The organism is Aestuariispira ectoiniformans, assembly GCF_025136295.1.
Classification (GTDB): domain Bacteria; phylum Pseudomonadota; class Alphaproteobacteria; order UBA8366; family Aestuariispiraceae; genus Aestuariispira_A; species Aestuariispira_A ectoiniformans.
This window is the reverse complement of the sequence record NZ_CP062788.1, coordinates 3,191,159-3,202,727: the sequence shown is the minus strand read 5'-3', so window position 1 is coordinate 3,202,727 and position 11,569 is coordinate 3,191,159. Positions and strand designations below refer to the sequence as shown.

Annotated in this window: 12 protein-coding genes; 8 read left to right on the top strand and 4 right to left on the bottom strand. The window is 57.1% G+C overall.

Going from position 1 to position 11,569, the window contains the following annotated elements:
* Positions 1-9: 9 nt before the first annotated feature.
* The 6 genes from fabD (at position 10) to IF205_RS14970 (ending at position 5,935) form a co-directional block, all read left to right on the top strand.
* Entirely contained in the window at positions 10-951 is a 942-nt protein-coding gene (fabD, locus tag IF205_RS14995) for an ACP S-malonyltransferase (RefSeq protein WP_259780162.1), read from the top strand.
* A 37-nt stretch (positions 952-988) separates the two neighbouring features.
* Positions 989-1,726, top strand: coding sequence for a 3-oxoacyl-[acyl-carrier-protein] reductase (gene fabG / locus IF205_RS14990; RefSeq protein WP_259780161.1), 738 nt, complete (start codon positions 989-991; stop codon positions 1,724-1,726).
* A gap of 238 nt (positions 1,727-1,964) precedes the next feature.
* Entirely contained in the window at positions 1,965-2,201 is a 237-nt protein-coding gene (locus tag IF205_RS14985; protein ID WP_259780160.1) for an acyl carrier protein, read from the top strand.
* Between the two features lie 107 nt (positions 2,202-2,308).
* A complete protein-coding gene (gene fabF, locus IF205_RS14980; protein ID WP_259780159.1) occupies positions 2,309-3,571 on the top strand; it encodes a beta-ketoacyl-ACP synthase II in 1,263 nt (420 codons plus the stop codon).
* Positions 3,572-3,592: 21 nt separating this feature from the next.
* Positions 3,593-4,573, top strand: a complete 981-nt coding sequence (gene mltG / locus IF205_RS14975; protein WP_259780158.1) for an endolytic transglycosylase MltG — start codon at positions 3,593-3,595, stop codon at positions 4,571-4,573.
* 141 nt (positions 4,574-4,714) lie between these two features.
* On the top strand, positions 4,715-5,935 hold the full coding sequence (locus tag IF205_RS14970; RefSeq protein WP_259780157.1) for an SAM-dependent methyltransferase: 1,221 nt from the start codon (positions 4,715-4,717) through the stop codon (positions 5,933-5,935).
* Here IF205_RS14970 and IF205_RS14965 read toward each other — a convergent pair.
* Positions 5,916-6,713, bottom strand: coding sequence for an SDR family NAD(P)-dependent oxidoreductase (locus IF205_RS14965; RefSeq protein ID WP_259780156.1), 798 nt, complete (start codon positions 6,711-6,713; stop codon positions 5,916-5,918). The two genes, IF205_RS14970 and IF205_RS14965, sit on opposite strands and share 20 nt — an antisense overlap.
* A gap of 111 nt (positions 6,714-6,824) precedes the next feature.
* On the opposite strand from IF205_RS14965, the gene IF205_RS14960 reads away from it, so the two are divergent.
* The gene (locus tag IF205_RS14960) at positions 6,825-7,682 is read left to right on the top strand and encodes a YicC/YloC family endoribonuclease (protein WP_259780155.1); all 858 of its coding nucleotides are present in this window, start codon (positions 6,825-6,827) and stop codon (positions 7,680-7,682) included.
* 45 nt (positions 7,683-7,727) lie between these two features.
* Positions 7,728-8,384, top strand: coding sequence for a guanylate kinase (gmk, locus tag IF205_RS14955; protein WP_259780154.1), 657 nt, complete (start codon positions 7,728-7,730; stop codon positions 8,382-8,384).
* Here the strand turns inward: gmk and rsmA are convergent.
* Genes rsmA through IF205_RS14940 form a run of 3 tightly spaced genes read right to left on the bottom strand, consistent with a single transcriptional unit; the run spans position 8,381 to position 11,563 of the window.
* Positions 8,381-9,229 (bottom strand): 16S rRNA (adenine(1518)-N(6)/adenine(1519)-N(6))-dimethyltransferase RsmA, encoded by an 849-nt coding sequence (gene rsmA / locus IF205_RS14950; protein WP_259780153.1) that lies wholly within the window; start codon positions 9,227-9,229, stop codon positions 8,381-8,383. The genes gmk and rsmA overlap by 4 nt on opposite strands.
* Positions 9,219-10,253: a 4-hydroxythreonine-4-phosphate dehydrogenase PdxA gene (pdxA, locus tag IF205_RS14945; protein WP_259780152.1), complete on the bottom strand. Its 1,035-nt coding sequence runs from the start codon at positions 10,251-10,253 to the stop codon at positions 9,219-9,221. The genes rsmA and pdxA overlap by 11 nt, the downstream gene beginning before the upstream one ends.
* Before the next feature lie 11 nt (positions 10,254-10,264).
* The gene (locus tag IF205_RS14940; RefSeq protein WP_259783298.1) at positions 10,265-11,563 is read right to left on the bottom strand and encodes a peptidylprolyl isomerase; all 1,299 of its coding nucleotides are present in this window, start codon (positions 11,561-11,563) and stop codon (positions 10,265-10,267) included.
* Between the last annotated feature and the right edge of the window lie 6 nt (positions 11,564-11,569).

Below are 11,569 nucleotides of genomic sequence, written 5' to 3'. Positions count from 1 at the left end.
GGTAATATCATGGCGCGCGCATTCGTGTTTCCCGGCCAGGGATCCCAGGCTGTTGGCATGGGACAGGAATTGGCCGAGGCTTTTCCGGTCGCCCGTGAAGTCTTTGAAGAAGTCGATGAGGCGCTGAAACAGAACCTGTCGAAACTGATGGCTGAAGGTCCGGAAGGTGACCTCACGCTGACTGAAAATGCACAGCCCGCCCTGATGGCGGTCAGTCTGGCGGCCATGCGTGTCCTGGAAAGCGAGAGCGGCAAGTCATTGTCCGATATGGCAAGCCTCGTGGCCGGTCATTCACTGGGTGAGTATTCCGCTTTGGCGGCGGCCAAGGCGTTGTCGATCTGTGATGCCGCCCGTCTGCTGAAACTGCGTGGCCGGTCCATGCAGAAGGCGGTTCCGGTGGGTGAGGGCGCCATGGCCGCTGTTCTGGGGTTGAGCCTTGAAGACGCCGAAGCCGTTGCCGAGGAAGCCGCACAGGGAGAAGTCTGCGCGGCTGCCAATGACAACGCTGATGGTCAGGTTGTCCTGTCCGGTGCCAAGGCTGCGATCGAGCGTGCTGTTGAGATTGCCAAAGGCAAAGGCGCGAAACGCGCGGTTTTGCTGCCGGTATCCGCACCTTTCCATTGTGCCCTGATGCAGCCCGCTGCGGAGGCTATGGAAGAGGCGCTGGCCAACGCGACCATCAACGCACCGTCGGTTCCGCTGGTCGCCAATGTGGTTGCCGAAAAGGTGGTTGACCCGACCCGCATCCGCGAGCTTCTGGTGGAGCAGGTCTGCGGTCGCGTGCGTTGGCGCGAGAGTGTTCTTTATATGAAGTCCCAGGATGTGGACACATTGGTGGAAGTCGGTTCCGGCAAGGTGCTGACCGGCCTGGTCCGCCGTATTTCGCGGGATATGACCGGCGTTGCCGTCAATACCCCGGCGGATGTAGAAGCTTTCCTGTCCAGCCTTTAAAAATTAATCCCGAAGCGAACCCATAAGGGAGAGAATTATGTTTGACCTGACTGGTAAATGCGCATTGGTCACGGGCGCATCCGGTGGCATCGGTGGCGCCATTGCAAAGGCCCTGCATGCCCAGGGCGCGACCGTTGCGCTGTCTGGTACCCGCGTTGAGCCGTTGGAAAAACTGGCGGCGGAACTTGGCGAACGCGCGCATGTGGTGCCGGCAAACCTGTCGGATCCGGAATCGGTCGCCAATCTGCCGAAGGCTGCGGAAGAGGCCATGGGCCAGGTTGATATTCTGGTCAATAACGCCGGTCTGACCCGCGATAACCTGGCAATGCGTCTGAAGGATGAAGACTGGGACGCGGTTCTGGAAGTCAACCTGAAGGCCGCTTTCAAACTGTCCCAGGCTGTGCTGCGCGGCATGATGAAACGCCGTTGGGGCCGTATCATCGGCATCACTTCCATCGTTGGCGTGACCGGTAATCCGGGCCAGGTGAACTATGCTGCATCCAAGGCGGGCCTCATCGGGATGAGCAAATCTTTGGCTCAGGAGGTTGCAAGCCGGGGAATCACTGTAAACTGTCTGGCGCCTGGCTTCATCGCCACGGCCATGACGGATGCCTTGGGCGACGATCAGCATGAAAAGCTGAAAGCCGCCATTCCGGCCGGCCGGATGGGCTCGGTCGAGGATATCGCCACGGGCGTTGTCTATCTGGCTTCTGACGAGGCCGGTTATGTCACCGGACAGACGTTGCACGTCAACGGCGGCATGGCGATGATTTGATAGGAAGAGCTGGAGCTTCCTATTAAATTGTGCCCGGAGATTGACCAAAACAGCCATTTGGCGTAAGGAACGCCCCGGCTTTTTGGCCTATGATCTGGTATAAGTTAGTATCTGGTCAGGTTGGGTCAGGTATGCTAGGAAACCACGCCTCCGGCGTGTGGGCGCTGAAAAGCGTAGGTTTCGGAGCAAGAATTTTAAACATTGGGTGTAACCCTAAAGATATAAGGACTGAGGAAACATGAGCGACGTTGCAGATCGCGTGAAGAAGATCGTTGTTGATCATCTGGGCGTAGACGAAGGTAAAGTAACCGAATCTGCCAGCTTCATCGACGACCTGGGCGCCGACAGCCTCGACACCGTCGAACTGGTCATGGCGTTCGAAGAAGAGTTTGGTTGCGAAATCCCGGACGATGCTGCTGAAAAAATTCAGACCGTCAAAGACGCAATCGACTTCATCGAAGCGAATCAGGGCTAATCCTAACCCTAGGGTTCACCTTGATAGGCGCGCGGTTTGTGAATCGCGCGCCATATGCTTTTGATGCTTTGCTTTTATAAAAACGGACAAGGCTGTAAAATAGAGGCATGAGGCGCGTTGTAGTTACAGGTATCGGGTCCGTCTCCCCCTTGGGGAACGGCATCGATCATGTCTGGGATCGGCTGATCAAGGCTGAGTCCGGTATTACGAATATCACACATATTGATGTGTCGGATCTTCCGGCGCGCATCGCTGGCATTGTGCCGCGCGGCGATGGCTCCAACGGTACTTTCGACGTCGACCAGTGGGTCGACAGGAAAGAACAGAAGAAGATGGATACTTTCATCACCTACGCCATGGCGGCGGGGATACAAGCGGTGGAAGATTCCGGTTGGAAGCCAGAAGAGGAAGAAGACCAGGACCGCACCGGTGTGATGATCGGTTCCGGTATCGGCGGTCTTCCGGGCATTTCCGAAGGCACGATCACTTTGCAGGAACGTGGTCCTCGGCGGTTGAGCCCGTTCTTCATTCCGGCAAACCTGATCAACCTCGCCAGTGGCTTCCTGTCCATCAAATATGGCTTCCGTGGACCGAACCATGCGGTTGTTACCGCCTGTGCAACGGGGACCCATGCCATTGGCGATGCGGCCCGTATGATCATGCTGGGCGATGCCGACGTCATGGTGGCTGGTGGCGCCGAAGCGGCTGTCTGCCGTATCGGTCTGGCAGGTTTTGCTGCTGCCCGTGCGCTCAGCACCGGCTATAACGACACGCCTGAAAAGGCATCCCGTCCCTGGGACAAGGGCCGTGACGGTTTTGTCATGGGCGAGGGCGCCGGTGTTGTCGTTCTGGAAGATTATGAACATGCCAAGAAGCGTGGCGCAAAAATCTACGCTGAGGTTCTGGGTTATGGGATGAGCGGCGACGCCTATCACCTGACCGCTCCGGCATCGGATGGTTCCGGCGGTTTCCGGGCCATGAAGGCGGCGCTGCGCAGTGCGAAGCTGAATGCGGAAGACATTGATTATGTCAACGCGCATGGCACCTCCACACCGTTGGGTGACGAGATCGAACTGGGCGCGGTAAAACGTCTGTTCGGCGATCATGCCTACAAACTGGCCATGTCCTCCACCAAGTCCGCAATCGGTCATCTGCTGGGTGCGGCTGGTGCGGTTGAGGCGATTTTCACGATCAAGGCCATTCAGGAAGGCGTACTTCCGCCGACCCTGAACCTGGACGATCCGTCGGAAAGCTGTGACCTGAACCTGGTTGCCCATGAGGCACAGGAACGCAAGGTCAACTATGCGCTGTCCAATTCCTTCGGTTTTGGCGGCACCAACGCGAGCATCATCCTTGGTGCACCGTCCTAAGAGCCATAGCAGGTTGTGATCATGCGTAAGCTGTTGATCCTTGCTGCTGTTCTAATCAGCGTCGTCGGCCTTTCGGCTGGCGGCGCTGTTTTTTGGGGCTATAAGGTCTATACCAGTCCCGGCCCCCTGACCGAAGACACGCGTATTCTTGTGAAACCGGGGCAGGGACTTCGCCAGATTGCGCACAGCCTGCAAAATGCCGGTGTGATTGAGCAAGACTGGCTTTTCTCTCTGGCCGCGCGCCTGAGTGAGAAACATACCGCCCTCAAGGCGGGTGAATATGAATTTGCCGCTCATATCAGCCCGGAAGGTGCGTTGGACAAACTGGTTCGCAATGAGACCGTGGTGCGCAGCATCACCATCCCCGAAGGTCTGACGAGCCCTGCCGTATGGGCGTTGCTGCAGGGGGAAGATACCCTCGGTGGAGAGCTTGGCCCGCCTGCTGCGGAAGGCAGTCTGCTGCCGGAAACCTATCATTTCTCCTATGGTGACGACCGCAAGGCCCTTGTCCGGCGGATGACGGATTCCATGGCTGCCCTCAGGCAGGAGCTGTGGCCGTCGCGGCAAGAAAACCTGCCGTTCAAAAGCTGGGAAGAGGCAGTAACGCTTGCCTCAATCGTAGAGAAAGAAACCGCCCTGGCGTCCGAGCGCCCGATGATCGCTCGTGTCTTCATCAACCGTCTGCGCAAGGGAATGCGCCTGCAATCGGACCCCACGGTTGTCTTCGCATTGACCGGTGGAGAAGGGGAGTTGGGGCGGCCTTTGACCCGTCAGGACTGGAAAGTCGACAATCCCTACAATACTTATGTCATCCGTGGCTTGCCGCCGGGGCCGATTGCCAATCCGGGGCGCGCGGCTTTGGCTGCGGTGTTGCAGCCTGCAGAAACGGATGCACTCTATTTTGTGGCCGATGGACAGGGCGGTCATGCTTTCGCCAAGACCCTGCGGGAACATAATCGAAATGTTGCCCGTTGGCGGAAAATAAAGGCAAATGGTGGCTGATTGTGGTGCATTGATACCACTTTTAGACTTCTTCTAAAAAGACATCTTCCCTTCTGAAAAACTTTGTCTTAAACTTCCACAAATAACGAACAATTGTACGAATAGGGTTTTGTCCAAAGCATCGCTTACAAGGGGGCGCATATGCTTTTAGATCGAATTCTCAAGTCCTTGGTTCAATACGGCCAGTTGACGGTTAAGTCTCCGGGGCGTGAGAAAGTTTACGGTGATCAGGGCCGCCCGGAAACGGGGCATCTGAAACCGGTCACCATTTGTTTACATGACAGGAAATTGCGACGGAAGATCGCGCTTAATCCCGACCCCGCTTTCGGGGAGGCCTATATGGATGGCAGCCTGACTTTTGAGGAAGGCGATCTGTGGTCCTTTTTTGAATTACTAGGCATTAATGCACGGCTGCGGGATGGCGATGCCGTGCCGGAAACGGGGCTTGCCCGCGTGATCGGGAAGTTCCTGAGGCGGATCAATCAGTTCAACAATTCTTTGATTTCACAGCGCAACGTCGCGCATCACTACGATTTGTCCAGGGAGCTTTATGAACTGTTCCTGGATGAAGACCGGCAATATTCCTGTGCCTATTTCTCCAAGCCTGATGACACGTTGGAAGACGCGCAGTTCCGGAAGAAGGAACATATCGCAGATAAGCTTCTGCTGGAACCGGGGCAGTCGGTCCTGGATATCGGCTGCGGTTGGGGCGGCATGGCCCTGCATCTTGCCAAATACAACAAGGTGGAAGTTCTGGGCATTACCCTGTCGGAAGAACAGCTAAAAATCGCACGGGAGCGGGCCGACCAGATGGGTTTGTCAAACCAGGTGCGGTTCGAGTTGATGGACTACCGCAATCTCGAAGGCCAATTTGACCGCATTGTATCCGTGGGGATGTTCGAACATGTGGGGGCGCCCCATTTTTCGGAATTCTTCCAGGGTGTCAGCGGTTTGTTGAAAGAAAACGGTGTGGCCCTGCTGCATTCCATCGGGCGTATGTCCCCGCCGGGGATTACCAGTCCCTTCATCCATAAATACATCTTCCCGGGCGGTTATATTCCCGCACTGTCGGAAGTGACGGATGCTGTGGAGAAGACCCGCCTTTGGATCACGGATATTGAGATTTTGCGCATTCACTATGCGGATACCCTCAAGGCATGGCGGGAGCGTTTCACGGAGCGTTGGGATGATGCCAAGAAACTCTATGACGAGCGTTTCTGCCGTATGTGGGAGTTTTATCTGGTCGCGAGCGAAGTGAGCTTCCGCTTTGACCGGATGATGGTTTTCCAGATGCAGATGTCCAAACAGGTGGATGCCGTGCCGCTGACGCGGGACTATATGTTCAAACCCCAGCCGACTTAGAGCCTTTCTTTGGAAGGCCGCTGAGCAGGGGAAGGGCCAGACGGCTCGGCAGGGCGCGCATTGTCCCGAGGATGAGGCGCATTGGCCATGGAAAGGCGATAACTGCCCTGCGCGCCTGAAGGCGTTTCCTTATGATCCGGGCCGCTTTGGGCGTGTCCATAAGGAAGGGCATTGGAAAAGTATTGCTGTCGGTGATGCGTGATTTCACAAATCCGGGGCAAATGACGCTGATGGCAATGCCGCTTCGCCGTAGCTGCCCCCGAAGGGCCTCTCCATAGGCTTTGACCGCGGCCTTGGAGGCGGAATAGGCCGGTGCGCTGGGCAGGCCGCGGTATCCGGCAAGCGAACTGACCAGTGCAATCTGGCCGTTTTTGCGCGGGCGCATCAGATCAATGGCCGGGTGCACGGTATTGAGCACCCCGGCAAGGTTGATATCGAAGATTTGGCGGACATCCTCTTCGCTTTCCCCCAAAGCACCTTTGGGGCCGCCGGAAATACCGGCATTGGCAATGACAAGGTCCAGAGGGTATCGGCGGTCGCAACCGGAAATCCAACGTCGCATGGCGGTATCATCGGCGACGTTGAGGGCCGTTATTTCGACCGTAGCCCCTTTGGAGACGCAGGCCTTTGCCATCTTCTGCAGGCGCTGACTGTTCCGCCCGGACAGGAACAAGGTTATACCCGGCGCCGCATATTCAAGTGCCAGGGCCGCACCTATTCCGCTTGATGCACCGGTGATCAGGATGGATTTGGGGGAGGGGGCGCTGGTAAGTTTCATACAGGCTTTGTTTTGAGTCGGGTTGTTGTCGGGACGGAGCTTGGCTATACAAGACTTACCTAACCGCTGTGTAACAGAATGCAAAGGGGAAAGCCGTTGACGATAGCCAGTATGACCGGATTTTCCCGTGCGGAAGGCCATGATGACAAGTTTTCGTGGGCCTGGGAACTGCGCAGTGTGAACGGCAAGGGCCTGGATATACGCCTGCGGATGCCGTCCGGCTGGGAACGTCTGGACCCGCAAATTCGCGGTGCGGTGCAGAAACGCTTCAAGCGAGGCTCTGTGACCTTGAACCTCGATATCCGTTCTACCACGGAGCAAGGGAGCCTGCGCGTCAATCGGGACTTCCTGACGGAATTAAGTGATATCTGCAAGGAAATGGGCGAGACGCCCCAGATCGACCGGCTGATGGCCGTGCGCGGCGTGATCGAACAGGCGGAAGACCGCGCGGATGCTGCCGGTGACGACGATAGGGCCAAGGCAATCCTTGAGACGTTGAATACGGCATTGGGCGCTCTGGCAACTGCCCGTTCGGAAGAAGGCGCACGGATCGATGCGATACTGGCAGACCGCCTGACAGAAATTGAAGGGCTGGTTGGGGATGCGGAAAAATGTGCTGCGGCACAGCCCGCCGCCATTCAGGCACGCTTGCAGCAGCAGATCAGTGATTTGCTGGGCGGGAGCGCCCCAGTGGCGGAAGATCGGCTGGCACAGGAAGTCGCGGTACTGGTAACCAAGGCGGATGTTCGGGAGGAATTGGACCGATTGCAGGCCCATGTGGCCGCAGCGCGGGACATTCTGAAGGCGGAAGGGGCCGTTGGCCGGAAGCTTGACTTCCTATGCCAGGAATTTAACCGCGAGGCCAATACCTTATGTTCAAAATCGCCCGACATTGACCTGACCAATATCGGGTTGGCCCTGAAAACGACAATCGATCAATTGCGCGAACAAGTCGCCAATATCGAATAACAAGCCATTTATTACTTATAGATTTCAGACTGAGCAAGCGGACCTATGACAGTGTCGAGCAACGATCCATTTCATATCAAACGCCGGGGCCTGATGTTGGTTCTGTCCTCGCCCTCCGGCGCGGGGAAATCCACGATCGCCCGTGAGATTCTGGCGACTGACCCGAATATTACGCTATCCGTGTCCGCGACCACGCGGCCGAAGCGCCCCGGCGAGGTTGCCGGACGGGATTATCATTTTGTCGACAAAACCGACTTCAATTTGATGATTAACCGCGGGGAATTTCTGGAACATGCCAAGGTTTTCGACAACTACTACGGCACACCGAAGAAACCGGTGATGGACGCGCTTTCTGACGGCCATGACGTGTTGTTCGATATCGACTGGCAAGGCACGCAGCAACTGGCGGAAAGTGCGCCGGATGACTTGGTACGGATTTTCATTCTTCCGCCGTCGACGCAGGAACTGGAACGCCGTCTCTACAGTCGGGCGCAGGATTCGGCGGAGGTTGTGGCAAAACGGATGGCCAAAGCCTCCGACGAGATGAGCCACTATTTCGAATATGACTGGGTGATCGTGAACCACGACATCAACGAAAGCGTCCAATTGGTCCGTTCCATTCTGACGTCCGAGCGTTTGAAACGTCGCCGTCAGGTGGGGCTCAGTGATTTCGTGAAACGCCTGCGTGAAGGGGCTGATTAAGCCCCTTTCAGTGCCCGGTATTCTCTGGCCAGTGCCGCAAATTGCTCAACCGTCAGGGTTTCTGCGCGGGCTGTTGGATCGATACCGGTTTTTTCGAGCAATGCCTCCGTATCCACGCCCAAGGTCTTCAGCGACCGGCGCAGCATCTTGCGGCGTTGGCCGAAGGCGGCTGCCGTAACGGTTTCCATGTCCTCCAGTCGACAGGGAAAGCGGGGCTCCGCCAGAGGGATAAGTGTGACCACAGCCGAGTCCACCTTGGGCGGCGGCGTGAACGCGCGGGGCGGCAACACCAGTTCAAACCTGGTATCACAGCGCCAATTACTCAGCACCGACAGGCGGGAGTATCCGCTCTCTCCCGGTGCGGCCACAATCCGTTCCGCCACTTCCTTCTGGAACATCAGGGTCATGGACTGAACGGCCTCCGCCTGTTTCAACCAGCCGATCAGAAGCGGCGTCGCCACGTTATAAGGCAGGTTGGCTACAACCCGGCGCGGAGCGTCACCCATAGAGGCGATGTCGATGGTGAGGGCATCGGCCTCAATGACCTGCAAACGTCCCTCCGAGGCCTCGTTGATCTCTGCCAGGGCTGCCTGGCAACGGGGGTCCTTCTCAATGGCAATAACTGATGCAGCGCCTTCCAATAGCAGCGCACGCGTGAGGCCTCCGGGGCCCGGTCCAACCTCAAAGACGGTTCCCTGTGACAGGTCACCGGCGCAGCGCGCGATCTTGCGCGTCAGGTTCAGGTCCAGCAGAAAGTTCTGACCCAAACGTTTTTGTGCCGCCAGGCCATGATTGGCGATGACCTCCCGCAGAGGGGGGAGAGCATCCAGTTTTTCATAAGACACGTTTTTGATTCCGGCGGTTCTCGGCCATGAGGGCGGCCTGTTTAATGGCGTTGATAAAGCTGTTCGGATTGGCCTGTCCGGTGCCTGCAATCGGCAGAGCCGTGCCATGGTCCGGCGAGGTGCGGATGAAGGGCAGACCGAGAGTGATATTCACGCCCCCATGAAAATCCAGCGTCTTCAGCGGGATAAGGGCCTGGTCGTGATACATGCACAGGGCGGCGTCATAGGTTGCACGGGCCTCCGCGTGGAACATGGTATCTGCAGACAGGGGGCCAACCACATCGATCCCTCCTTGCCGTAGGGCCTGCACCGCCGGGGCAATGATATCAATTTCCTCACGCCCCATCTTCCCGTCTTCTCCAGCATGGGGGTTCAAACCCGCAACAGCCAGGCGTGGCCTATCAATGCCAAAGTCGCGTTCCAGTGCCTCTGCAGTGATACGGCCGCATGCGATAATCTCATCGGCCGACAAGGTCGTTGCGGCATCCTTGAGGGAGATATGGACTGTGACCGGAACAACACGCAGTTGTTCGCAGGCCAGCATCATCACAGAACGGGCACTATCTCCTGCGAGTTCCGCCAGATATTCCGTATGCCCCGGATGTTTGAACCCGGCTTGATACAGGACCGACTTGTGGATCGGGTTGGTGACAAGGGCGGCGGCCTTTCCGGCTTTGACCTGTCCCACGGCCTGGTCGATTGACTTTATGACCGCGGCAGCGTTTTCAACCTTGAGAACACCGGGTTCGGCATCCAACGCCAAACGCAATGAAAGGACCGGAAGGGCGTTATGGAATTGCCCGAGACAGTCTTCAGGCTCGCTGATTTCAGCAATCGGTATTGACCAACCGGCCTGAGCGGCCAGTTTCGCCAGCCGGATGGGGCAGTCAATCACGTAGAATGGCGGCAGCCCTTCCGACTGGCTACGTTGCCAGGCCATAAGCGAAAGCTCGCCGCCAATACCCGCCGGTTCCCCCATGGTGACTGCGATCGGCATTGAATTTTTGGCGGGTTCCTGTGCCATTGGCTGACTTCTTAGAGGCGTACGTCGATAAAGGCCGCCTGACGCAGATCGCGGATATACTGCCGCTCCAGCAGTTCCATGCGCTGCATGGTCAGGCGCTGACGGATTTCGCGACGGCTCGGCAGGTTTGATTCGCCGTCTGTCCGGTCGCACAGCGTAATCAGGAGAACAGCCTTATCCAAAGAAATCGGCTGGCTGGTCTCACCCTTTTTCAGGTTTTCGACCTGTGTGCGTACCGGTCCCGACAGGTCACCCAGTTTGGCCTTGCTGTCTGCAACGACAGAGGCACCCTCTACAGACTTTGCCTGTGCCTCCACATCGGCACAGCCCTTGATTGCCTTGCGCAGTTCCTGGGCACGGGCAATAACTGCCTGACGGCCATTACTGTTGTTGCTGACCAAAGGAAGACTGATCTGACTGAAGGTCAGCTCCGACTTTTCCTTGTCGCCGCCCAGGCGACGTGTGTCCGTCACTTTCAGGATATAGAACCCGGTGAGGGTTTCAATCGGTGCGGAAATCTGGCCAGGGCCAAGTTTCTTGACGACCTCCTGCAAATCTGGCGGCAGGTCACCCGGCAGGACCCAGCCGCGGTCACCGCCAACACCGGCGGAACTTGCATGAGAGAAGGTCCTTGCCATACCGCTGAAATTTGCCCCCTCGCGCAACTGATTCACCATGCGGTCGACGTTTTGCCGGACCTCTACTTCCCGTTCCTGGGATTCCAGCGGGACGAAAATCTCGAAGACACGTTTCTGCTGCTTGTCGGCGTCTTTCTTCGCCTGGTTCAGGACCTCGTCAATCTGATCTTCGCCGATATTTACGCGCCGCCGCAACTTGCGTCCCACCAGCTTGGCCCAGGCAATCTGGGCGCGGATCTGGCTGCGCAGGGTTTCCGGGTCGACGTGGCGCGCCTGCAGAATCCGCAGCAATTGCCCGGAAGGCATCTTGTTGTTGCTTTCGATCTTGGCGATCTGGCCGTTGATTTCGGCATCCCGAACACTGACGTTATTCTCTTTTGCTGCCTGCAGTTTGATCTTTTCGTCGATAAGCTGGCGCAGGGTCTGGCCGGCAAGGCGCTGACGGGTCTGATTGCTGTCTTTCAGGTTTGCGGACAGCATTGTCAGTTCTATCCGTTCTTTGAGGTCGTAGACGGAAACAAGGTCGTCATTGACGACGGCTGCAATGCGCAGGGTGTTTTGCTGCGCATATGCCGTCGATACAGGCGACGTTAGCGTTGCACCCGCAACGAAGGCGCAAAAGCCAACAGCAGTCAAAGTTTTGAAAAGTCGCACAATCTTACCCTTGTTTATCTTCTC